At 73.7% G+C, this 23,850-nt stretch carries 12 protein-coding genes and 1 pseudogene; 11 read left to right on the top strand and 2 right to left on the bottom strand.

Annotation, left to right across the window (positions count from 1 at the left end):
* Positions 1 to 10 precede the first annotated feature (10 nt).
* The 3 genes from ABZ471_RS05940 to ABZ471_RS05930 all read left to right on the top strand — a co-directional run bounded on the left by ABZ471_RS05940 (position 11) and on the right by ABZ471_RS05930 (position 3,543).
* Entirely contained in the window at positions 11 to 616 is a 606-nt protein-coding gene (locus ABZ471_RS05940; RefSeq protein ID WP_359062866.1) for a class I SAM-dependent methyltransferase, read from the top strand.
* Positions 617 to 734: 118 nt separating this feature from the next.
* Positions 735 to 2,189, top strand: coding sequence for an acyl-CoA synthetase (locus tag ABZ471_RS05935; RefSeq protein WP_359063027.1), 1,455 nt, complete (start codon positions 735 to 737; stop codon positions 2,187 to 2,189).
* Positions 2,182 to 3,543 (top strand): carboxyl transferase domain-containing protein, encoded by a 1,362-nt coding sequence (locus ABZ471_RS05930; protein WP_359062864.1) that lies wholly within the window; start codon positions 2,182 to 2,184, stop codon positions 3,541 to 3,543. The genes ABZ471_RS05935 and ABZ471_RS05930 overlap by 8 nt, the downstream gene beginning before the upstream one ends.
* A gap of 1 nt (position 3,544) precedes the next feature.
* Here the strand turns inward: ABZ471_RS05930 and ABZ471_RS05925 are convergent, their stop codons facing one another.
* The gene (locus ABZ471_RS05925; RefSeq protein ID WP_359062862.1) at positions 3,545 to 7,162 is read right to left on the bottom strand and encodes a S8 family serine peptidase; all 3,618 of its coding nucleotides are present in this window, start codon (positions 7,160 to 7,162) and stop codon (positions 3,545 to 3,547) included.
* A 208-nt stretch (positions 7,163 to 7,370) separates the two neighbouring features.
* On the opposite strand from ABZ471_RS05925, the gene ABZ471_RS05920 reads away from it, so the two are divergent.
* The 6 genes and pseudogenes from ABZ471_RS05920 to ABZ471_RS05895 form a co-directional block, all read left to right on the top strand.
* Positions 7,371 to 7,745: a CU044_2847 family protein gene (locus ABZ471_RS05920; protein ID WP_359062860.1), complete on the top strand. Its 375-nt coding sequence runs from the start codon at positions 7,371 to 7,373 to the stop codon at positions 7,743 to 7,745.
* Positions 7,742 to 9,406, top strand: coding sequence for a trypsin-like peptidase domain-containing protein (locus ABZ471_RS05915; protein WP_359062858.1), 1,665 nt, complete (start codon positions 7,742 to 7,744; stop codon positions 9,404 to 9,406). Before ABZ471_RS05920 ends, ABZ471_RS05915 begins: the two co-directional genes overlap by 4 nt.
* A 24-nt stretch (positions 9,407 to 9,430) precedes the next feature.
* Positions 9,431 to 10,468, top strand: a complete 1,038-nt coding sequence (locus ABZ471_RS05910) for a MoxR family ATPase (RefSeq protein WP_359062856.1) — start codon at positions 9,431 to 9,433, stop codon at positions 10,466 to 10,468.
* Positions 10,458 to 15,152, top strand: coding sequence for an SAV_2336 N-terminal domain-related protein (locus tag ABZ471_RS05905; protein WP_359062854.1), 4,695 nt, complete (start codon positions 10,458 to 10,460; stop codon positions 15,150 to 15,152). The genes ABZ471_RS05910 and ABZ471_RS05905 overlap by 11 nt, the downstream gene beginning before the upstream one ends.
* Positions 15,153 to 15,303: 151 nt before the next feature.
* Entirely contained in the window at positions 15,304 to 16,341 is a 1,038-nt protein-coding gene (locus ABZ471_RS05900) for a rod shape-determining protein (RefSeq protein ID WP_359062852.1), read from the top strand.
* 16 nt (positions 16,342 to 16,357) lie between these two features.
* A pseudogene (locus ABZ471_RS05895) lies at positions 16,358 to 16,498 on the top strand (histidine kinase); the annotation flags it as partial.
* A 282-nt stretch (positions 16,499 to 16,780) separates the two neighbouring features.
* Here ABZ471_RS05895 and ABZ471_RS05890 read toward each other — a convergent pair.
* Positions 16,781 to 17,776, bottom strand: coding sequence for a translation initiation factor 2 (locus tag ABZ471_RS05890; RefSeq protein WP_359062850.1), 996 nt, complete (start codon positions 17,774 to 17,776; stop codon positions 16,781 to 16,783).
* A 74-nt stretch (positions 17,777 to 17,850) separates the two neighbouring features.
* Here ABZ471_RS05890 and ABZ471_RS05885 point away from each other — a divergent pair, with 74 nt between their 5' ends.
* The gene (locus ABZ471_RS05885; protein ID WP_359062848.1) at positions 17,851 to 22,356 is read left to right on the top strand and encodes a peptidase C14 caspase catalytic subunit p20; all 4,506 of its coding nucleotides are present in this window, start codon (positions 17,851 to 17,853) and stop codon (positions 22,354 to 22,356) included.
* A gap of 45 nt (positions 22,357 to 22,401) precedes the next feature.
* Complete coding sequence (locus tag ABZ471_RS05880; protein ID WP_359062845.1) at positions 22,402 to 23,832, top strand: hypothetical protein; 1,431 nt, start codon at positions 22,402 to 22,404, stop codon at positions 23,830 to 23,832.
* Positions 23,833 to 23,850: the final 18 nt, after the last annotated feature.

Below are 23,850 nucleotides of genomic sequence, written 5' to 3'. Positions count from 1 at the left end.
AAGTATCCCCATGGCGACCCTCGGCACCGACGCGTACACCGGCATCGACGAACTCCCGCCCCTGGTGCGGGATGCTCTGACCGCCGCCCGCGCCTCCGGCTTCCCCTACTCCTGCCGCCCTGAACAGGGCCGTCTGCTGCACGCGTTGGCGGCTGGCGCCCCGGCCCGGATCGGCGAGACCGGTACCGGGCTCGGGGTGGGGCTCGCTTGGCTGGCGTCGGGGGCCGGGCCGGGGGTGCGGCTGTACAGCGTGGAGCGGGACCCGGAGCGGGCCCGGCTCGCCGCCGGGGTGTTCGCAGGGCGTCCCGACGTCACCGTGCTCACCGGCGACTGGCGGCGGATCGAGGAGTACGGGCCCTTCGACCTGCTCGTGCTCGACGGCGGCGGGCAGGGCAAGGTGCCCGGGGACACGCCCGCCGCCGTCGAACGGCTGCTCGCGCCCGGCGGGACGGTCGTCGTCGACGACTTCACCCCGGCGACCGGCTGGCCGCCGCTGCACGAGGGCGCCCCCGACCTGGCCCGGCTGCACTGGCTGGAGCATCCCGCGCTGCGGGCCGCCGAACTGCGACTCGCCCCCGATCTGAGCACGGTCGTGGGGACGAGACTCCTGGTGTAGGAAGGGTGCTGTGGGTCCACGGCAGTTGTCGCCCGACAGCTTCCCCGACAGCCAAGGAGTGCGCCGCGTGTCCTCCCTCTTTCCCGCCCTGGCGGACGGTCCCGGCGAGCGCAGCGAGATGGGGGTCCCCCCGGACGAAGTCCGGGGGAGGGTCGCCCTGCGGTTCGGCGAAAGGTCGTTGACGTACGGCGCACTCGCGGGCGCGGCGGGCGCGCTCGCCGCGCGGATCCGCGGTGCCGGCCGGGTGGCCGTGTGGGCGACCCCGGAGCTGGAGACCGCTGTCGCGGTGACGGGCGCGCTGCTCGCCGGGGTGGCCGCGGTGCCGCTGAACCCGAAGTCGGGCGAGAAGGAGCTGGCGCACATCGTCGGCGACAGCGCGCCGGACCTGATCCTGGTTGCGCCCGGTGCGGAACTCCCCTCCGTCCTCGCCGACCTGGCCCGGCTGGACGTGGACGCATCCGCCGCATCCGCCGCGTCGGCCACCGGTGCCGCTCCCGCGGCGGAGGTCTCCGACGCCGACCCGGCGCTGGTCGTCTACACCTCCGGCACCACCGGCCCGCCCAAGGGTGCGGTCCTCCCGCGCCGGGCCCTCGCCACGACCCTGGACGCGCTCGCCGACGCCTGGCAGTGGACCGCGGACGACGTACTGGTGCACGGGCTGCCCCTGTTCCATGTGCACGGGCTCGTGCTGGGCATCCTCGGCCCGCTGCGCCGCGGCGGCTCGGTGCGGCACCTGGGGCGGTTCGACACCGAGGGTGTGGCCCGGGAGCTGAACGGCGGGGCGACCATGCTGTTCGGGGTGCCGACGATGTACCACCGCATCGCCGAGGCCCTGCCCGGCGACCCGGAGCTGGCCAAGGCCCTGGCCGGGGCCCGGCTGCTGGTCTCCGGCTCGGCCGCGCTGCCCGTGCACGACCACGAGCGGATCGCGGCCTCGACCGGCCGACGGGTGATCGAGCGGTACGGCATGACCGAGACGCTGATGAACACCAGTGTCCGGGCCGACGGGGAGGCACGCGCGGGCACGGTCGGTGTGCCGCTGCCCGGGGTCGGGTTGCGGCTGGTGGAGGAGGACGGCACGGAGGTGGCCGGGTACGACGGGGAGACCGTCGGCGAGATCCAGGTGCGCGGCCCGAACCTGTTCACCGAGTACCTGAACCGGCCCGACGCGACGGCCGCCGCCTTCACCGCCGACGGCTGGTTCCGCACCGGCGACATGGCGGTCAGGGAGCCCGACGGATACGTCCGCATCGTCGGGCGCAAGGCCACCGATCTGATCAAGAGCGGCGGCTACAAGATCGGGGCGGGCGAGATCGAGAACGCCCTGCTGGAGCACCCGGGGGTACGGGAGGCGGCGGTCACCGGCGAGCCGGACGCGGACCTGGGCGAGCGGATCGTGGCCTGGATCGTCCCGGCCGACCCGCAGTGCCCGCCGGCCGCCGCGGAGCTGGCCGACCATGTTGCCTGGCGACTGGCCCCGCACAAGCGTCCCCGCGTGGTCCGTTACCTGGACGCCCTCCCCCGCAACGACATGGGCAAGATCATGAAGCGGGCACTGGTGGCCGATGCCTGAGCGACTGTCGGCACGGGAGTTCCTGACCCTCGTCACGGACGAGGAGACCTTCCGTGAACTCCCTTGCGACATAAGGCGCCCGACCGTCGACGGCCCCCTCGGCTGGCAGGGGTACGACGCCTCGCGCGCCCGTGCCGCCGAACGCACCGGCGAGGAGGAGTCCGTCGTCTGCGGCACCGCGAGCGTCGGGGGCACCCGAGCCGTGCTGATCGCGTTCGAGTTCGGCTTCCTCGGCGGCTCCCTGGGCGAGCGCACCGGCGACCGCCTGGAGTCGGCGTACCACCACGCCCGTGCCCACCGGCTGCCGGTCGTGCCGCTGGTCGCCACCGGCGGCAGCCGGATGCAGGAGGGCATGCTGGCGCTGACCCAACTGCAGCGCGTGGCCCGTGAGTCGGCGCTCACCCGGGAGGCGGGCCTGCCGCAGATCGCGGTCCTGCGGGACCCGACGACCGGCGGCGGCTGGGCCACCCTCGGTGCCGGGGCCGATGTGATCCTGGCGCTGCCGGGCGCCCAGGTCGGCTTCGCGGGTTCCCGGGTCCGGCCCCCGGACGCGGATCCGTCCGCGTACACGGCCGAGGCGCAGCTGGCGGCGGGTTCGGCGGACGCGGTGGTACGGCCCGAGGAGCTGCGGGAGACGCTGGGGCGGTGGCTGCGGCTGCTCACCGCGCCCGCACCGGAGGCCCCCGCGCCCCACGCCCTCGGCGCCGCCGGCCTCCCGGCCACCGGCTGGGAGGCCGTCCGCCGTGCCCGCTCCCCCGAACGCCCTCGCGCGCACGCCTACTTGGACGCGTACTTCGAGCACCGGGTCGCCCTCGACGGCGACCGCTGCGGCGGCAGGGACCCCGAGGGCATGCTGTGCGGGTTCGGTGAGCGGGGCGGCCGTACCGTGGCGTACGCGGCGCAGACCGGGGCAGCGACCCGGCCCGCCGGGTATCGCACCGCGGCCCGGCTGATCCGGCTCGCGGACCGGCTCGACATCCCGGTGCTGACGCTGGTGGACACGCCGGGCGCGGCCAACGACGCCGAGGCGGAGCGGCAGGGCACCGGGGCCGCGATCGCCGAGGTGTTCGGGGCGGTGGCCGCCGCGCGGGTGCCGATCACCACGCTGGTCATCGGCGAGGGCGGCTCCGGCGGGGCGCTCGCGCTGGCCGCGCCCGGCAACACCTGGGCCACGCCGGACAGCTACTTCTCGGTGATCGCCCCCGAACTCGCGGCGGCGATCCTCAAGCGGCCGCCCGAGGAGGTGGAGGCGACCGCTGGGCAGCTGCGCATCCGGCCGCAGGACCTGGTGGAGCTGGGGGTGGTCCGGGGCATCGTCGACATGACGACCGCCGCGGACCACCCCAGGACCTGAGCTACTTCACTTCGACCGCCCGGATGATCTCCTGGGTCACCGAGCCGCCCTTGTCGTCGTGGGCCGAGGCCCGCAGGGAGACATGGGCGGCATCGCGGGGCACGGTGAGCGTGCCGTGCCAGGAAGCGCCCCGGCCGACGGTCAGGGGAACCTTGCGCCAGGTCGTGCCGTCGTCGTACGACACCTCCAGACGGCCGCCGCCGAGGATGCCGGCGCCGGCCGCCTTCGCCACGTACTCGGCGCCGAGCCCGACGGGTATGCGCTGCCCGCCGCGCACCTTGCCGGAGAGGTCGGTGTCGATGTCGAAGGCGAGGTTGATCAACGGAAGGTAGGTCCAGCGGTCCTCCGGGGTGGCCGCGGACCGGAAGGTCCACTCGCTGTGGCCCCGGGTGGCGGGCTGCCAGTGGCCGGCGTCCAGGGCGGTGTCGGTGACCACCTTGTAGGTGTGCTCGTCGGCGGGCGCGTCCCAGACGTAGGCGGCCGAGCTGGTGCGCCGGTCCACCAGTGTGCCGTCGAGGTAGACGGCGGTGGTCTGGCTCATCCCGCTGCCGTCGCTCCACACGTCGCCGAAGCCGGTGTGGTCGGGCCCGGAGTCGCCCCAGCCGGGGGTGTTCAACTGGATCTGGTTGCCGGCGCGTTGCTGCCCCCAGCCCAGCCCGGTGCCCAGCCACGGGTGCCACACCGGACGGAACCAGTCCAGCTCGGGCCGTGACCCGCCGTCGTACCGGACCAGTCCGCTGCGCTCCTCCAGTGCACCGTCGCGGGCGGTGACGGACTCGTGCCACAGCTGGCCGGGGCCGGTGGAGACGTAGTCGGTGCGCTCGGCGGGCAGGTCGACGCGCTCCTGGAAGCCGAGGCCGATCGGGAAGGTGTCGGTGATCGAGTACCGGAACTCGCCGCCACCGACCGGCTGGGCGGCGTGGAACCTGACGCCCACGGCGGCGAGTCGGCGTCCGGAGGGGGCGTAGGTGAGGTCCCGGTCCGGTATCGCGTCCCGGTGCCCCTCCGACAGGTCGTACACATAGGGCGAGTTACGGGTGCCGGTCATGTCGACGCGTCCCGCCGCCCGCAGCCGTGCCGCGTCCGCCCTGTTCACCGTGGCGATCTGGAGCGGCCGGTCGGCGTTGTCGTCCGTGCCCCACCAGGCCATCAGCCGGCCGGGCGCGTCGTCCGTCACGAACAGCGCCCTGGCGCCCGCGTCCTGGGCGGCCCGGGCCAGCGCGGCCGGGTCGGCGCCGTCGGCGAGGTGCGCGAGCACCGCCTTGCCGGACACCCCGGTCAGCGGCCCGTCCCCGACGTCGACCAGCGGCAGCCTGGTCCTTCCCCCGATCAGCGTGCCGCCCGCCTGTACGGTCGCCTCGCCGACCCCCTTGACCTCCAGCAGAGGCTTGGCCAGCCGCCACACGGTCCGGTACTCGAAGCCGCCCCGGGTGACCTTCTCGGTGGGAGCGGCGAAGATGCTGTCGTAGGTCAGGGGCACCTGGACCGCGCCGAACAGGTCGGCTCCGTTCGCCTTCCTGTCGTACTCCATGAGCAGTTGGTGCGTCTCGGTGCGCCGGTCGACGTCCGCCTTGATCTCTCGCAGCTTCCGTCCGTCGAGGGTGACGTCGCGGTCCCGGTCGAGGGTGATCTCGGGGGCCGCCAGGAAGCCGAGGCCGAGCGAGTCGGCGCCGTGGCTGCCGCGCACGTCGAGGAAGGAGGCCAGGCTGTAGCTGCCCGGCTTCAGACGCAGCTTCAGGGTGCCGGAGTCGCCGACGTGGGCGGGCTGAGGGTCCTCGCCCGCTGCGAGCCGCTGCACGACGAGGTCGGCGGCGGTGGGCGTGCCGTCGCGGTCCTTGACGTGGACGGTGAGCGTGTACCGCTCCTCCTCCTTGACCAGCCCGAACGCGGTGTGCGCGACCGCCGTGCCGTCCGGCCCGGTGGCCACGATCTGCCCGCTGCTCTCCCCGACCGGCGCCTTCGACCCGTCACCGGTGACGGTGGTGGACGCGGTGCCGTGCGCGGGAACGGTGAGGGAGGAGTCGGCGAGGGTGGCGACACCGGCCGGTCCGCCCTGCACGGAGAGCTTCAACTGCAGGGCTTCGTCGGACGAGTTGCGGTAGCCGAGGGTCCGGGTGACCGGCTGGTTCGCGTCGTAGGGCCAGCTGTAGAAGCCGAGATCGGCGCTGCCGGTGGCGGTGACGTCCGCCTTGACGGCGCCGGGCACGCTCAACCGGCCCGCGCCCAGCACGTAGGCGGAGGCGTCGAGCTGCTTCGAGCCGGACATCAGCGCGTCCTTCAACTGCGCGCCGGTCCAGTCGGGATGCTCCTCGGCGAGCAGGGCGGCCGCTCCCGCGACATGCGGGGTCGCCATGGACGTGCCGCTCATGGAGGTGTAGGGGCCGCTGCCCGGGACGAGCTGGGAGCGGGCGGCGAGGATGTCGACACCGGGCGCCGAGAGGTCCGGCTTCAGGGCGTTGTCGCCGTAGCGGGGCCCGGCGCTGGTGAAGTAGGCCGCCTGGTCGCCGGAGTCGACCGCGCCGACGGTGAGGGCCGCGTCGGCGGCGCCGGGCGAGCCGATGGACGACGGGGCGCCGGTGTTGCCGGCGGCGACGACGAAGAGGGAGCCGGTCTCTTCGGAGAGGATGTTCACCGCCTGCGCCATGGGATCGGTGCCGTCGCTGGCCTCGGTCGAGCCCAGGCTCATGGAGATCACCCGGGCGTGCACGTCCCGCGCCGCCCACTCCATGCCCGCGATGATCTGGGACTCGCTGCCCGAGCCCTGGTCGCTGAGCACCTTGCCCACGGCGAGCGTGGCGCCGGGCGCGACCCCCTTCTCCTTGCCGTCGGAGGCGGCGCCGCTGCCGCCGACGGTGGAGGTGACATGGGTGCCGTGCCCGTTGCGGTCGGCGACCTCCTGCCCGTCGATGAAGCTCTTGGTGGCGGTGACCCGGTCCTTCAGGTCGGGGTGGCTCAGATCGGCACCGGTGTCCAGGACGGCGACCGTGACGCCCTTGCCGGTGAGCCCCGCGTCCCAGGCGGCTTGCGTGCCGATCTGCGCGTTGCTCTCGGCCATGTCGGCCCTGACCCGCCCGTCGAGCCAGACCTTGCCGACACTCCTGCGCCGGGTGAAGGACCGCCAGAAGGTGCGCCCCCGGTCCGCCTCGACGGCGGCCCCGCCGAGACTCGGCAGCGCCCGGGTCCGCTCGGCACCGGCGGGGGCGGCGGCGCGGGCGCCCTTCCCGTACGTCACGATCAGCGGCAGCGCGTCCACCTCGGCGTCCGTGAGCCCCTGCCGGATCAGCCCGCTCACGTCGAACAGCCGCCGGTCCAGGGTGCCGGCCCGCAGATACGGCAGCGCCTCGTCCGGTACGACGGTGATGTCGCCGTCGCTCACCTGCGTCCGTACGGCACCGGTGGCCCCTCGGGGCCGCTGCACGGCGACCGTCCTCCTCCCCTGCCCGAGGCCGGTGACGGTCACCCGGTCGCCCGTGACGAGGGTGACGGTGGTGGCGGTGTCCGGGGTGCGCCGGTCCGCGGTGGCGGCCGTTCGCGCGCCCGCCGGGGCCGTCGGCAACAGGGCGATCACAAGCCCCGCCGCCATCAGCGCCGCCCCGCGACTGACTGGTCCTCTGGTCATCCACGCCTCTTCTCGTGTCGAGCGCGTCGAGTGCTGGGACGAGTGTCATGTGCCGTGTGTTGCAGGGGTGTTGACCGTCGGTGGCGGGAAAGCGCCCTGGCGGCTTTCCGCCAACGGCCGTACGGGGCCGGGGTCGAACCGGGGACAGCCCCACCCCCCGTCCGCCACAATGGACCTGGTCGTGGATCAGAAAACGGGGGACTGCGCCATGAACAAGCTGATGGAGTTCACCACGGAGGACGGCGCCGTCGTGGCGGTGGAGGCCACGGACGGCGCGAGCGGCACCCGGCTCGTCGGCCGCGGCGAGGGCGGCCCGGCGGCCCAGGCCGCCCGCACCTTCGAGGGCACCCTGGACGGCGTCCGCTCCGCGGCCCAGTCCGCGCTCCGTGTCTTCCGCGACGGCAGCCTGCGCCCCGACTCCGTGGAACTGGAGTTCGGCGTGAAGCTGACCGCGGAGGCCGGGGCGGTCATCGCGAAGGGGGCGGCGGAGGGTCAACTGGTCGTCAAGCTGAGCTGGTCGTCGAAGGACGCGGCACCGGCGGTCACGGACGACACGGATCCGGAGCCGGCCCCCCGGTCATGAGCGGCGACGCCTGGCATGCCCGGATCGAGTGCGGGGGCGCGGTCGCGGGTGCGGGCTTTCTGGTGGCTCCCCGTACGGTGCTGACCTGTGCGCATGTGGTGCGGGACAGCGAGCCGGGGCTGCTCACCGTGTCGTTCCCGAACCGCCCGGATCTCGGCGTGCTGCCCGCGGTGGTGTCCGCGCACGGCGGCTGGGCGGGCGGCGCCACCGACCCCGGCGACCTCGCCGTACTCGAACTGGCCGGTGAAGTGCCGCTGAGCACCGCCCGGTTCGCCCCACCGGGCGAGGACCTCGGCCTCGTCTCCCAGGTACTGGTCGCCTACGGCTTCCCGGAGGGGTACGACGAGGGGCAGCTGGCCGAGTACCGAGCCGTGTCGGCCACGCGGATCGCCGACGAGTGGGTGCAGCTGGAGGCCGTCACGGCACACGGGCAGCCGCTGACGCACGGCTTCAGCGGCGCCGCGGCCACCCTCCCGGACGGCAGGGTGGTCGGCATGGTCGCGCAGGTGGCCGGCGAGCACGGCGTACGGGTCGCCCGGATGCTGCCCACCGAGGTGCTGGCCCGCCACTGGCCCGGACTCGGCGAGCTGGTCCCGGCCCACGGCGACGCCCCCGACGCGGCGAGCCGGCTGTACGGGCTGGTACGACGGGCGGCGGACGCCGGTCTCGACTGCGACCCGAACCGGCTGTACCGGGATGCCGTGGGCCCCTTCGGTCCGCCGCTGCCCCCGGAGGGCTTCGCCTCGCTGCGGTCGGCGGCCGGATACGTGCACTGGGAGGTCGAGGACGCGGACGCGATGACGAGGTTCGCCGACCGGCTGGAGCAGCTGCTGTCCGCGCCTTGCGCCTCCGCTGCCGTCTCCTGGTCCCCCATCCTGGTCGAGCTCGACCGCAGCGGCGCCGGCGCCGACCAGGTCACGGTCGAGGTGTCCGCGTACCGCGACGGACTGCGCCGGCCCGTGGGCGCGGTCCGGCTGCCCCGGGCCCGCGTACGGGCCTACGTCCAGGGGTGTGTGGACGAGGCGTTCACCCACCTCGCCCCCGGAGCCGACGAGTTGATCACCTTCGTCCTGCCGCGTGAGTGGCTGAACGAGCCGGTGGCCCAGTGGGAGTGCGGCCCCGACGACTCCACGCCCCTGGGCTGTGCCCACCCCCTGGTCGTCGCGGACCGGTCCCGGCACCGCAGTGCCCGCCTGCGTCACCAGCTGAGCAAGAAATGGCAGAAGTCGGGGACCGGATTCACCTCCCCCGCCCTGCACCGCGTCGACTGCGGCCGCCGGGAACGCCCGGCCGGCCTGCGCAAGCGGTTCCGGGACAAGGAGGCCGAGCTGGCGGTCTACGCCACCCCGCCCGAGGCTGCGCCGGACCACTTCGAGGCCGGCCTGAACACCCCGGTCCCGGTCCTCCTGTGGCCGCGCACCGGCTGCCCCGGCACCGACCACGGCACACCCTGCACCGGTACTGCCTTCCTCGACGGACTCGTCCCGTACCTCCACGGCGCCCCGCCCGCCGAACTCCCCCGCCTCATCCAGATGTTGCGGGAGGAGGTGGAGGCCGCCGACGACCCGGACCACCACTGGGCCCGGGACGTCCAGCTTCTGTGGGACGACCCGCGCTGCTTCCCCGAGCCCCCGGCCAGCCTGCACACCCCCGTCGCCTGAGCAGCCCCAACGGAGAAGGAACCCATGCCCCTGTGGCCCGTGTACACCGGCACGAAGGAGCCGCACGACGGCATCACCGAGCTGCCCGCTCCCCCGCCCTGGCGGGCCTTCGACGGCGGCCCCGCGCTGGACACGCCCGCCGCCGACGCAGACACCGCGGCCACGTCCCCCGACCGCACCCACCGCGCCGCGTCCTACCGGGCCACCCCGCAAACCGTCCAACTGGTCAACGCGGCCCTCTACCTGCGCCGCCCCCTGCTCGTCACCGGCCCGCCCGGCACCGGCAAGTCCTCCCTGGCCTACGCGGTCGCCCGCGAGCTGCGGCTCGGCCCCGTCCTACGCTGGAACATCACCAGCCGCAGCACCCTGCACGACGGCCTCTACCAGTACGACCCCCTCTCCCGCCTGTACGCGGCCCGCCAGGCGGCGGCCGACCGGATGCCCGGCGCCCCCGCGCCCGAGTCCGGCATCGAGGACCATCTGCGCCTCGGCCCCCTCGGCACCGCGCTCCTCCCCTACGCCCGCCCGCGCGCCCTGCTCATCGACGAGATCGACAAGAGCGACCTGGACCTGCCCAACGACCTGCTGAACGTCCTCGAAGAGGGCCAGTACGAGATCCCCGAACTGGTCCGCTCGTCCGGGTCCGGCGACGAGAACACGCGGGCCATGGTCATGGTCGACGGCACCCGCGAACGCGTCCCGGTCGCACGCGGCCGGGTCCGCTGCCGGGCCTTCCCCTTCGTCGTCCTCACCAGCAACGGCGAGCGCGAGTTCCCGCCCGCCTTTCTGCGCCGCTGCGTCAGCCTGCACCTGCTCCAGCCCGACGACTTCCAGCTCGCCGACATCGTCCGCGCCCACTTCGACGGCGAACCCGACGTCCGCGCACGGGACTTGATCGACCGGTTCCTGTCCCGGGCACGCGGCGGCGAACTGGCCACCGACCAGCTTCTCAACGCGATCTACCTGGCCCGTTCCTCGGACCTGTCCGCGGACTCCCTGGACGAACTGGCGGAACAGCTCATGCCGTACCTCGGCGAGGCCCAGCGCCCCGATGCCTTCTGACCTCCCCCACGCTCGGCTCCGCTCGCGCGGGGGGACCCCCACCGGCTCCCCGGACCCGCTCGCCCGCCTGGCCGCCATACTGGCCGAGGCGTCCGGCGGTGTGCGCCCCACCCCGCTGGAGCTGGCGGAAGTACTGTGGCTGGCAAGGCAGTTGGAGCCGGTCGACGAGGAGCGGCGGACCTCATCTCAGGAGCCCGCACCGTCCGTCCCGCCCGGACCATCCGCCACGCCCGGCCCTGACGTACCGCCGGAACAGCCCCAGACACCTCAGGAGGACCCCCCGACCGTCCGACCGGCGCCGGATCCCGCCCCGGCCGTACCCCGGGAGTCCTCCCGCGCCCCGCTCCACCTGCCCTCCCCCGCCCCCTCCGCACCCGGCACGCACGCCTCCCTCCTGGCACCGGCGCCCCCGATGCTCCGGCACCCGCTGGGACTGCAACGCGCCCTGCGCCCCCTCAAACGCCGTACCGACGCCCCCACCGGTCACCGGCTGGACGAACCCGCGACGGCCGACCGCATCGCCCGCCTCGGCGCGGCACCCGAGTGGTGGCTGCCGGTACTGCGCCCCGCCCGGGAACGCTGGCTGCGCCTGCACCTGGTGTACGACACCGGTCCGACGATGCCCGTCTGGCGCCCCTTGGTCCACGAACTGCACACGGCGCTGGCCCAGTCGGGCATCTTCCGCACGGTGATCCCCGCGCGCGTCGCACCCGACGGCACGGTCCACGGCCACGGCGCGCACGCTCCCGGCGACGGCCGCACGGTCACCCTCGTGATCAGCGACTGCATGGGCCCGCAGTGGCGGCCGGGCGAGGCGGGACGGCGCTGGAACGGCACCCTGCACCGGTGGACCCGGCAGATGCCCGTCGCCGTCGTCCAGCCCCTTCCCGAACACCTGTGGCGCGACACGGCGCTGCCCACCGCATCCGGCCTCTTGTCGGCGCCGTATCCGGCCGCCCCCACGGCTGCCCTGACCTTCGCACCCTACGACGCGTACGACGACGAGCCCGCCGACGGCGTGCCGCTGCCCGTGCTGGAGCCGGACCCGAGGTGGCTGGCGAACTGGGCGGGCCTGCTGACCTCGGCGGGCGGAACCGCGCACCCCGGCTCGGCGGCTCTGCTGGGCCGGCCCCTGGACCCGGAGACCCGTACGGACGTGTCACGGCTGTCCCCGGAGGAACTGGTCCTGCGCTTTCGCGCGACCTCCTCCCCGGAGGCGTTCCGCCTGGCCGGGCATCTGGCCCTCGGCCGGCCGGACCTGCCGGTGATGCGTCTGGTGCAGCGTGCGGTGGAGGCCGACCCGCGCCCGCAGCACCTGGCCGAGGTGATCCTCGGCGGCCTGCTGACCTCGGTCTCCGGCCCGCCGGGTTCCTACGCCTTCCGGCCGGGTGTGCGGGACCTGCTGCTGCGCAGCCTGCCGCGCTCGTCCCGGGGCCGCACGACAGAACTGCTCGCCCGGCTGGGCGGGTTGATCGAGGAGCGGGCGGGAGCGGCACCCGGCGAGTTCCCGGCGGTGACGCCCGCGCCGGGCGGTACGGGAAGGGCGGAGGCCGACGGGGAGCCGTTCGCGACGGTCCGGCCGGAGAGTGTGCGCCGGCTGACCGGGCAGGCCGCCGCACCGGCCGGTCTGTTCGGCGGATACCGGCTGGTGCGGCGGCTCGCTCCGGGCGGGTCCGTGTGGCTCGCCGAGAGCGTGGCGGACCGGGGCCGGGTGGCGTTGCGTCTGCTGGAGCCGGTCACCGAGCCGGCCCGCCGCGAGGCCTTCGTGCGGGATGCGGCACGGCTGCAGGAACTGGCACACCCCGATGTCGTGGCCGTCCGTGGCTACGGCTTCGAGGGCGATGTCCCGTATGTCGCCATGGAGTATGTGGACGGCATCCCCCTCAGGGCACTGGCGGCGCTCAACGCCTACCTGCTGCCGATGCCGTTGGTGGTATCGGTCGGAAGCCGGCTCGCCCACGCCGTCACGGCCCTCCACCGCGCCGGCGTCACCCACGGTGGGCTCGGCATGTCCCGGATCGTGCTCCTGCCCGACGGCACCGCCAGACTCGGCGTGTTCGAGCCCGGTCGTGCCTCCGGTCCCGACGGGCGGGCCAAGGATCTGCGGGCGCTGTGCGAGGTGATGCTGCGGCTCACCGCGGGGACCTCCCGGTTGACCCTGCCCATCGGACCCGACGAGCTGGGACGCCTGCCGCAGGCCTTGCGGATCACCTACGCCCATGCGTTCAACCTGCTGATGTCGCCGTCGCTGAAGGACCAGGAGCGGGGCTCGGCCCTGCTGATGCACGAGGAACTGCCGCTGGGGGCCCGGGAGACGTACGACCAGCGGTTCTACTACGTCCTGGGCCCGCTGCACGTGGAACTCCCGGACAGTGCGCCTGAGTTCTCGCCCCTCGAACGGGCGGCCCTCGCCCTGCTGCTGCTCAGGAACGGCCGCACGGTGACCCTCGACCAGTTCAGGGCGGGCCTGTGGGACCGGGGCGAGGAACCGGAGGACGCCCTGGCCGTCCTGGCCAGGGTCACCTCCCGGCTGCGGCACGCCCTGGGTCCCGGCACCCTGGCGACCCTCCCCGACGGCTACGCGCTGCACACCAGCGCCGACTACGTCGACCTGGTCCACCGCGAGGAACTGGAGCGCACGGCCACCGTCCTGGCCGAGCGGGGATCCCCGCTGGAGGCACGGGAGCACCTGGAGACGGCGCTCGGCCTGTTCCGCAGCGGGCCGTCCTTCGCGGACGTCCCCGGCCCCGCGGCCCGCACGGCGCGCACCAACCTCGCGCAGCTCCGGCTCGACCTGTACCGCAAGCGGTCCGAACTCGACCTGGACATCGGAGAGTACGAGCGCGCGGCCGCGGATCTCGGCGATCTCCTGCGTGCGCACCCGGACCGCGAGGACTACCGCCGGCTGCTGCTGATCGCACTGCGGCACCTCGGCCGTGTCGAAGAGGCGCTGGAGGTCTACCAGGAGTACGAGTGGTCGGGCGGCGAGGACCCCGACCTGCTGGCCCTGGGTCACGAGCTGCGGGGCGAGTACTACGACGACCACGAGGACGCGGGGGCGCCGGAATACGATCCGGGCGCTGACTACACCGCCGTGTCCGCCCCGGACGAACTACCGGAGGAGGGCCTCTACCCCACCGAAGGACCGTCGCTCCTCTACGGCCCCGACGACCCGGCGGAGGAGAGGCCACTGCCACGGGACGAGGTGCCGGAGAGCCTGTTCACCGCGGAGGACGGCACCGACGATCACCCGGCTCCCGCCCCTCGCCTCGTGGCCGTGTTCGAGTGCGCGGGCGGGCCCGGGAACGCGGACGACCGGGCGACGCTGGGCCGGGCGGTCGCACGGCTGCTGGTGGCGAGCGGGCTGGATCCGGGCCGTTACGACCTGGAGGCGCGGGAGAACGGCTGGTCCGTGCGGCTCGAACGCGGCGTGCCGGAGCTGCCGTTGCTCGCCGTCACCCTTCGTGAGTTCACGGACCGGGTCGCGGAGACGGGCGGCATCCGCTGGCTGGTGACGTTCCCCGGCGAGGACGGGGAGGCATGGCATCCCCCCGGCGAACTCGTCGACCGCTTGCGGGACGTCAACGGCGCCCGGGGCATCGTCTGCGTCTCCGATGCGCTCCGCAACAGGCTGGTCGGCAGCGGCCACGCGGTCCCGGGTCTGCGGAGCACAGCCTTCCGTCACCCCGATGACGTCTGGTACCGGCTCGCGTATCCCCCCTCCGCCGACACGGTCCATCCGGTCCAGGGCCCTTTCCGTCTGCCGGAGGGGGTTCCGCTCCCGGAGCCCGCGGGCAGTACCAGGGCCGTCGTGTACACCGCGTACGGCACGGGACTCACCCTCGCCCGGCCGCCGGGAGCGACGTTCTCCTACGAGGTCGACCTGACCGAGCGCCGCCTGGTGCTGGACGAAGCCGGGCCACCGGTCGACGAGTTGCCGGTGCTAGATGCGAAGGGCACGGCGGTCTGGCGGATCACCGAACCGGTCGACGGCGTGCTGGCCCACGCGAGACAGCTCGCCTCCGACCATATCGCCCAGCACCTCGCCGACTGCCTGCGCGAGGTGGCGTACGTCTACCCCGCCCGTGGCCTGGCCCTGTCGCGCGCCATGCTGGAGGCGAGGCTGCCGGCCCTGTCGTTGCCGGGGCACGAGATCCGCTGGGCGGTCGACCTCGCACTCGTCCACCCGTCGCAGGCGACCTGGCCGCTGTGGCAGGCCGATCCCGCGCTGGTCGACGCGTTGCGGGAAGCGGACGCCGTCCTCTTCGGCTTCGCCGGCACGCTGATCCGGCCCGACATCGACACCGTGGAAGGTGCCGCCCTCGACGCGCAGCCCCTTCCCCACTCCGACCTGCTGCTGCGCATCCTGGCCGACAAAGGCCTTCCCCTGGCCGTGGTGACCGACTGCTCCACCGCGGCGGCCCTCACCTACCTGGACACGTACGGGCTCGGGGACAGCCTGCCCGGGGGTGTGCACGGCAGCGGCGGCCTCGGTCCGCCGATGCCCGACCCCCACCTCCTGCTCCGGGCCGCCCGCCGGCTCGGCGTCCCGCCGCGCGACTGCCTCATGATCGGCACCACCGTCCCCGAGCGGGACGCGGCGCTGGCGGCCGGTATCGGGTTCGTCCACGTCGACTCCTCCCTCGGTCTCCTCGCCCTCCTCCGCGCCGCACGCACCCTCTGACCCCCGAAACGGCCGAAACCCTCCATTCAGCGGCACCCCACCCGGCCCCCTCCAGAAGGCGGCCGCCCCCGGCGCCACCGCAGGATGCAGACAGGGGAACGCCCGCCGAACCGGCGGCACCGCTCGGCCCGCGCACTCGGAAGGATCTGCCGTGACCGTCAGTCTGGATCAGTTGCGCCGCTGTCACTTCGCCGTCGACCTGGGCGCGGCCCGCACCCGGGTGTATGTGAAGGGCACCGGTCTCGTCGTGGACCAGCCCTCGGTCGGTGCCGTGAACACCCGGAGCGGGGCTCTCATCGCGGTGGGCGAGCTGGCGGAGAGGATGACGGGGAAGACGCCGAGCTACATCAGGGTCGTACGGCCCGTCTCCGGTGGCACGATCGTCGACATCGAGATGGCCCAGCGCATGCTGCGGCACCTGCTCGGCGACAGGGTGCGCCGGGCCCTGCGCCGCAAGCCCCGGCTGCGCGCGGCGGCCTGCACCCCGCACGACGCGGACCCACTGGCCCAGCGGGCGACGATCGAGACGCTGGTCGGGCTGGGCGCGCGGCGGGTGGAGCTGGTGGACACGCTCATCGCCGCCGCCGTGGGCTGCGGGCTGCCCGTGGAGCGCCCCGAGGCAACCATGATCATGGTGTGCGGGGCGGCGGCCACGCAGTTCGCCGTGCTCTCGCTCGGGTCCATCGTGACCGCCGCGCGGATCCCGATCGGCGGGGAGGCCGTGGACCGGGCGATCGTGCAGCACCTGCGGCACGAACACGAGCTGATACTGCCCAGCCAGGCCGTACGGCCGCTCCAGGCCGCCCTGTCCGAGACCGGGCTCACCCCGGACGGCCCGGCCTCGACCGTGATCCACGGGCGGGACGTGGCCACCGGGCTCCCCCGCAGCGTGCGCGTCGACACCGCCGCCATACGCGACACCATCCAGACCCCGCTGACATCCGTCCTGGACGGGATCGGCAAAGTGCTGCGTGACTGCCCGCCCGACCTCGTGGCCGACCTCGCCGATCGCGGGATCGTGATGGTCGGCGGCGCCGCCCTGCTGCCCGGTCTCGACCAGATGCTGCGCCGGGCGACCGGCGTTCCGGTGCACATCGCCGAACGGCCCGACATGTGCGCCGTGGAGGGGCTCGGGGCGATGATAGAAGGCCGGGTCGATCCGCTGGTCCTCAATCCGCTGGCCGCCTGAAGCAGCCCGGCACCACGTGCCCGACGACCCGGTCCCCCGTCTGCCGCCCCTGCTCGAAACCGTGCTCGGCGTCGGCTCCGGACTGGAGCTGCGCACCACCCTCCAGCGCATCGTGGACGGCGCCGCCGAGCTGACGGGCGCCCGGTACGCGGCGCTGAGCCCCGCCGATACGGGGAGCGCGGGGAGGCGGATGCGCGCGGTACGCGCGTGACGTGGCAGGCTCCGCTGTGATCAGTACGGCAGGATGCGCCCCGAGGGCGTCCGGCGGTCGATTTCCTGGCCGCGTGGGGCAGCGGGCCGACGACTGACACGTACTCGGATCCGACGGTCCATGACGCCTCCTCCTGCTCACACCGCCCGACGGCGGCTCCCGGTAGGAGGTCCGTGCCCAGGAAAGGACATGTCCAAGCCAAGCAGGAGGCAAGTCTTCGCTCCGCGCTCAGAGCCCCCTGCTCTCGATGACCCGCTGTTCCGCCTCCTCCACCAGGAAGCGGGCCGCGGGGTCACCGCCCGCACGCCGTACGGCGCCCCGCACCAGGGCGAGGTAGAAGAGGGCGGGGGCGCACGGGGTCCAGCTCTCGGCCGGCTGTTCCGCCACGAAGTCGAGCACGGCGTCGGGCTCGGAGGGCACGAAGGCGAAGCGGTCGTGCTCCCACTTGTCGCCCACGCCCCGTGTCCAGCGCAGCCGCAGGGCCTTCTCGTCGAGTTCGGGCAGCTCCGCCCGGAAGAAGGCCGCCCACTGGTTGTTGCGCAGGTCGAGACCGAACCCGAGGAGTTCCAGGTCGAGTTCGTCGCTCGTGTGCACCGCCAGCTCCTCGTACAGAGCCCTGCGGGCCACCGCGTACAGACTGATCGGGCTGCCGTCCTCGGGGAGGTCGTGATCGCGGGCCAGCCCCTCGTTCGCGGAGGAGTTCCAGCGGGAGCGGTTCGGCCCGACCACCACGGCGCTGCGATGGGAGAACACCATCTTGCCGTCCCGGCCGGTCTCGAGCGCCACGTTCACGCCGAAGCTGCAGGTCATGAACGGGGGTGCCAGGGCCGGGTCCCGGCTCTCCAGATACTGCTCGCGCAGGGTCAGTCCGTTCTTCTGCCGGCGGTCCAGGTTGATCGACGTCGTGAGGAAGTCGTAGTAGTCGGCGTCCTGGAGCGTGAGCGTGACGACGGGGTCCTCGGCCAGATGGGTGCGGGTCACGACGACCCGCTCGACGGCGAACCGCTTGTTGTTCCAGCGATGCGGCTCGCCGAGGGCCTCCTTGCGCTCCTCGGCCTCCTGGATGGCGTGCCGCCAGCCGCCGATCTCCTCCGGGAACTCGACCCGCTGCGGCCGGTACTTGACGCGGACGTCGTCCTCCTTGATGGGACGGGTCCCGTCACCCTCGTAGATGTGGCAGTCCGTCTCCCGGCCGAGCAGCGTGAACCTGTCCCGATGAACCATCAATCTTCCTTCGAGCGATGCGAGTTGATGCTGGTATGCACACGGACCAGACGGGGACATGATACGAACGTGCCGTGGTCGAACACCCGGCGTTGATCAGACCCGAGCGACGCGTCTCCACTCTGGCAGGTACGGTCGCGGTGTCCCGGTACGCCCATCCCGCCGGAAGCCGTCCCCTGCTTCCGGATCTGAGGAACGTGGAGGATGTGCGCCGCCGGTTCGGCGAAGTCGCCCGCACCAGACTGGGGTTCGGTCAGAGCGTCCGCGTCGACGCGGAGGGTGGCACCCGTCGGCGGCTCTGGGAGGGGCTGGAGAGCTTTCTGGCCCATGAGGCCGACCGGAAGATCCTCTACTGGACGGGCCACGGGATCGACAAAGGCCGCGAGGGCTACTACCTCGCCTGCGAGGACTCCTACGCGGACGGCGTCTTCGACCCGCAACGGGCGATCGCCCTGACGGACCTCGTGGACCGGCTGCTGCGACCGGACTGCGAGGCGGACACGCTGCTCGTCGTCGACGCCTGCTTCTCCCACGGCCACCTGTCCGCTGCGCTGGACCGGGCCCTGTCGGTGGAACGGAACAGCGTGGACTGGGCCCGCAGGAACCGGAGAACCGGCTTCGTCGTCATCGGCACGTCCGGGATCGACGCATCCGTGCCCGACGGGCGCTGGGTGAGATGGCTGGAGGAGGTCCTCGCGGCACCGGACTTCGTCGCGACGGATCACGCCCGCCCCTTCGACCCCGCCGCGCGCTACCTGCCCGTCCCGTACCTGATCGAGGCCGTCGACGCGGCAGCCGCGGCCTCCGGCCTCGACGAGCCGGCCCAGCGCCCGGGTCACACCGAGGTGCGGTCGCTGCCCAACAGTTTCCTGGACAACCCGCACTTCGTCGCCGGGAACCGCAGGATCTACAGCCCGGCGGTCCTGAGGGGCCGGAATCCGTGGCTCGGTGCCGAGCAGTTCGGCCTCGAGGACGACAGTCATCTCAGGCGCCACTTCGCCGGACGGCACCGGGCCCTCGGCCGGGTGGTGCGCTGGATGGACACCCACCCCAAGGGGCTGCTCGCGGTGACCGGGCCCGCGGGCACCGGCAAGACGGCCCTGCTCGGCCGGCTCGCCCTGACCTCGCTCCCGGACTGGCGTGACGCCGTCGGACCGGAGCTGCTGCCCTCGACCCTGCCGAGAACGGGAACGGTGCACGCGGCCCTGTCCTGCCGGGGACAGTCGCTCCACTCGCTCACCGCGGCGCTGTGGCACGTACTGTCCCGGCTCGAGGGGATGGACCCGGTTCCCGACGGGACGGTCACCCCGGCGCGGTGCTGCGACGCGGTCGACGAACTCGTACAGCGGGCGGGCTCCCTGAACCTGCTCTTCGACGCCCTGGACGAGGCGATGCCGGAGCAGGGGCACGACATCGCACGGCATCTGCTGAACCCGCTCTCCGCACTGTGGGGAATCCGGGTGGTCGTCGGCACGCGCCCGCAGCCCCGGCGCCGTACCACCGCGCACGTCCTGGAGGAGACGCTGCTCGACGCGCTGGACCAGAGCGTCGCCCCGCTGCTCCTGGGGGACGACGAGGAGGCGAGAGAGAGCATCGCGGGCATGGCCGCGTCGGTCCTCGCCGGCGCAGGCTCGCCCTATCGGGGTGAGGCCCACCTGGACGAGCGGGACTGGATCGCCCGGCTCGTCGCCGCCGAGAGCCACGGCTCGTTCCTGGTGGCCCGGCTCACCGCCCGGGAACTCGCCCGGCGGCCGCGTGCCGTGACCGAGGCGGAACTCGCCGACTGGATGAGCGAGGGCGGAATGGACCTGGGCGAGCGCCTCGCCGAGGAGGTGGGACACCTCACCGCCCAGCGGGGCGCAGAGCGCGCGGCGGAGCTGCTGCGTCCGCTCGCCGTCGTCCAGGGGCGCGGCCTGTCCCGGCGGGGGCCGTGGCTGGTGCTCGCCAACGCCCTGCGTGACGAGGGCAGTCCCGAGCTGACGGCCGGGGAGCTGCGGCGGGCGGTGCTGAGCGCGGCGGGCGGGATCGTCTCCGCCCAGCCCGCACCCGACATCGAGGACACCGTCCATCACCTGGCCCACCCCAGTTACGGGGCCTACTTCCTGCGGCAGGCCGGCCTCGACTCGGCGCAGGCCCACCGCAAGGTGGTGGCGGCGCTTCGCGCGCGGGCCGGGGACGGCTGGGCCGACGCGGACGCGTACACCCGGGACCATCTGGGCGCCCACGCCGCCCAGGTGGGCACGGAGGAGTTGCGCACGCTCTTCGACGACATGGAGTTCCTGCTGCTGACCAGTCCGGACGTCATGCTGCCGCTGGCGTCCACGCTCGCCCGGGACTGCGACGGGGCGGCCCTGTACGGGCGCGTGGGAGACGCCTTCCGCGACTCCGAGGACCCGACGACCCGCAAGGCCCTGTTACGGGCGACCGCGTTCGTGAGCCACCGCGAGCGGTCCTATCCGGTCCTGGAGCGGATCGGCGGGTTTCTGCCGTGGCAGGAGTACTGGACGGACCTGCTGCCCGATCCGGTCGAGTGGCGCCGGCCCGCTCCGCTGGGCGGGGCGAGGACGCTGAGCTGGCGCGGCGGCGCGGGGGCGGCGGAGCTGCTGGCCGGGGACACGCTGGCCGCGGGGGGCCGGGGCGAGGTGGTGGTGCTGGACCCGGCGTCGGGCAGACGGCTGCTGACTCGTCGTACGCAGGGGGCGGGCCGGGGGCGGGGCGAGGCGCTCACCGAGGTACGGGAGGTGGGCCGCGGGCCGCACTGGACCACCGTCGCCCGTGACGACCGGGCCCTCTACTTCTGGCGGTCCGGCTCCCGGCTTCCCGAGTACGTGTATCAGTGGGGCGGAGCGGTGCGCACCCTCGCCACTGCCGAACGGACCACGGAGACCGTCGTCCTGGCGTCCGACGGCCGGCATGTGTGGGTCTGGCGCTGGGGCCGTGGCGGCATGCACCGCGGGGACCAGAGTCTGGTGGAGATCCGCATGTCGGACGCCCAGACACTGGCGGCCCTCGCGCTGGGCCCCCGTCTGTTCGCCCTGGCGGTGGGGGAAAGAGCGGTGCTGTACGAGGTCGACCGGGGGATCCGCAGGTCCGGCGGCCTGCTACCCGAAGGGGTGGACCTGGGCGAACTCGGGGCGCCCGCGATGGCCGCCACGGCGGCACCGCAGCCGCCCGGCACGGCACGGGGAGAGGGGAACGGGCGGGACGGCTGGCTCGCGGTCGCGGACGGCAGCCAGGTCCGGGTCTGGCGGTGCACGACGGACGACCGGGCGCCGTCCGCCCCGCCCGTGGTGGACCTGCTGTGGCGGTTCGACTCCCCGGCACGAGGACTGGCCTTCGGACACCACCGCGGCGACACGCTCCTGGCCGCGCAGGAGAGTCTCACGGTCCGCGTCCTGAACCTCACGGCCCATGCCCCGACGGCAGAGGATCCGCCACCCGAGGCGCGGTTCCGGCTGAGCGCGCCGCGGGACGGGGCGATGGCCTTCGAGCCCGGCGGACAGGGTGTACTCGCCGTGGCCGACGGCCCGGACATCCGGATGGTGGAGGTGGGACCCGCGATCTCGTCGGGGCACGGCATGCCCAGGCGCGCCCACGACCAGAAGCCGGTCGTCGCCCTGGCAGGGGCGCCGGAGGGTCCGCCACTGCTGTGCCGGGTGTGGGGCGAACAGATCCTGGTGTCACGGCCCGAGCGCGGTGCGCCGCCCGACGTATTGGCCACGGTCCTCGGTCACTTGGCCCCGGTGACCGCCGTCCGGGCGGTGCGCTGCGACGATGCCTGGATCGTGGTCGCCGCGGCGCAGCGGACCGTGCGGCTGTGGCGCCTGTCCGAGGATCTGTCCGTGCGGACCGTTCATGATCTGGGGCTCGGAGGGGACGCCGGGGACCGGGTGCCTGCGCTCGGCCTGCTCGTCGACCGCGTCGCCGGGAGCCTGCGGGTCTACACGCCGGACGGGCAGCACATCGATCAGGCGGAGCTGCCTCTCGACGGCTCCCGTGACTGGCGGTGGGGCGAGCCGGTCCCGGCAGGGGTGCGCTCCGTCGCGGTCGACGCCCGGGCCCTGCGGGACGAAACGATGTGGCTGACGGCCGACCTGGGCGACGAACTGCTGCTGTGGGAACACCGGGAAGGCCGGCTGGAGATCGCCGCGCGCGTCGGGCTGCCCGGCCGGGGCGAGGACGCCCAGGCCACCCGTGTCGTGCTGGGCGAGCTGTACGACCCGGACGACGAGGAGTCCTTTCCGCTGCTGGCGTGGGTGGACGGCGGCGTCGTCAAAGTGGCCGAGTACTCCGGCGGAAGCGAGAAGCGGACGACGCTGCCGGGCGGGGCGCGGGACGTGACCTCGCTGGTCTTCTGCGGTGCGCCGGAACGGCCGCTTCTGCTGGTCTGCGACGAACAGCGGGCGCCGGCGGTGTGGGACGTGCAGGCCGGGACGTGGCTGCAGGGCGCCGGAGTCCCCTTGCGCGGTTACCCGGTGCAGGTCGCGGACGCCGCCCGGGACCCGGAGGGCCTGGTGGTGGCGCTTCAGGGAGACCACCGCTGCGACCTGATCCGGCTGCCCGGCGACTTCTTCTCATGACAGTACGTCAGACCCGCCCAGAGATACGTGACGGAGGAAAACGCAGTGAAGCACGACCTCGTGGTGTTCGTACCCGGGATCCTCGGCAGCCGGCTGACCAGGGACGGGAGTGACGTCTGGAACCAGTCCCGGCAGGCTCTGTTCCAGCTCCGGCACCCCGGGCGGGCGCTGGCGGGCATCGCCCTGCCGCCGGACATCGGCGACCACCGGCCCGAGGGGGACCGCCGGCTCGTCGCGGACGGGCTGCTCAAGTCCCCGGACGCGATGCCCGGGCTGCTCTCCTGCCTGGGCTATCCGGACGTCCGGGCGGCGCTCGGGGACCTGGCCGAGGGCCAGTACGTCCCCTTCGCCTACGACTGGCGGCTCTCCAACCGGCTGACCGCCCAGGACCTGAAGGAACGGATCGGGCGTGAACTCTCCCGGTGGCGCGAGCAGGTCGACCGGCACTACCCGGACCGGGCGGACGAGCCGAAGGTCATTCTGGTCTGCCACTCGATGGGAGGTCTGGTCGGCCGCTACTACCTGGAGTGCCTGGGCGGCAGGGAGACCGCGCGCACCCTGGTCACGCTGGGCACACCGCACCGGGGCGCCGCGAAGGCCGTCCGGTTCCTGACCGGCCACGGTGTCGGACCGGTCGTCGGCGACGGCCGGCTGCGCCGCGCGGGCACCGGCGCGATCGGCCGTGTGGTGAACGAGGCACTGCGCGAACTCGCCCTCACCCTTCCGTCCGTGGGACAGCTGCTGCCCGTGTACGAGGCGGTCACGATCCCGGGCAAGAGCCGTCGCCGCACGCTCGCCGACCGCCGCCACCAGGTGCCCGACCTGCCCACGGCCGTGGTCGAGGACGCCTTCGCCTTCCACCGGGAGTTCGAGGAGGCGCGCGACGCGAACCGCCGCGGCGACGCCGGCGGCCGGCTGCCCTACCGGGTGCACAGCCTGGGAGGCATGGCGCACCCGACGGTGCACGGCGTCGAACTCTCGCCCGACGGACTACGGTTCACCACGGAGCTGGATGCGAGCCGCCCCTGGTCCGGTGACGGGACCGTGCCGCAGGAATCCGCCTTCGCCGGCTGGGCGCTCGACTACAAGGAAGACGGGATCTGGAACGGCTACCGCCACGCGGACATGGCGGGCGGCGGATCGGTGGGCCATCAGCTCGCCGTCATCAGGGAGGGCCTTCCGGCCGGCGACATGCTCGCTGCCGACGAGGAGTTCGGACTGGAGGTCCCCGAGTATGCGGCTGCCGGAGCGCCCTTCGAGGTGCTGGCCTCCGGGACCGGCCTGGTCGACCGGAACCTGCGGGCGGTGCTGCGGCAGGACGGAGTTCCGTACGGGGAACCGGTCCCGTTCGTCTCCGACGGCGCGGGCGGCCTGCGGGCGGAGCTGGAGGGCGGTCCGGGTACCTGGGTGCTGGAGGTGCTGTCCGAGCGGCCCCGCATGCTGTGCCGGGAGGTGGTCACGCTCGCGGGCGCGTGATCGAACGGATATTCGATC

This window comes from Streptomyces sp. NPDC005728, from assembly GCF_040630895.1.
In the GTDB taxonomy this organism is placed as follows: Bacteria; Actinomycetota; Actinomycetes; order Streptomycetales; family Streptomycetaceae; genus Streptomyces.
Note: the sequence above shows the minus strand (reverse complement) of the source record. Positions and strands in the feature narration are given on the sequence as shown.

Coding starts and splice junctions, on each gene's coding strand:
- ABZ471_RS05940 (WP_359062866.1), top strand. CDS start 11: ATGGCGACCCTCGGCACCGACGCGTACACCGGCATCGACGAACTCCCG.
- ABZ471_RS05935 (WP_359063027.1), top strand. CDS start 735: ATGGGGGTCCCCCCGGACGAAGTCCGGGGGAGGGTCGCCCTGCGGTTC.
- ABZ471_RS05930 (WP_359062864.1), top strand. CDS start 2,182: ATGCCTGAGCGACTGTCGGCACGGGAGTTCCTGACCCTCGTCACGGAC.
- ABZ471_RS05925 (WP_359062862.1), bottom strand. CDS start 7,162: ATGACCAGAGGACCAGTCAGTCGCGGGGCGGCGCTGATGGCGGCGGGG.
- ABZ471_RS05920 (WP_359062860.1), top strand. CDS start 7,371: ATGAACAAGCTGATGGAGTTCACCACGGAGGACGGCGCCGTCGTGGCG.
- ABZ471_RS05915 (WP_359062858.1), top strand. CDS start 7,742: ATGAGCGGCGACGCCTGGCATGCCCGGATCGAGTGCGGGGGCGCGGTC.
- ABZ471_RS05910 (WP_359062856.1), top strand. CDS start 9,431: ATGCCCCTGTGGCCCGTGTACACCGGCACGAAGGAGCCGCACGACGGC.
- ABZ471_RS05905 (WP_359062854.1), top strand. CDS start 10,458: ATGCCTTCTGACCTCCCCCACGCTCGGCTCCGCTCGCGCGGGGGGACC.
- ABZ471_RS05890 (WP_359062850.1), bottom strand. CDS start 17,776: ATGGTTCATCGGGACAGGTTCACGCTGCTCGGCCGGGAGACGGACTGC.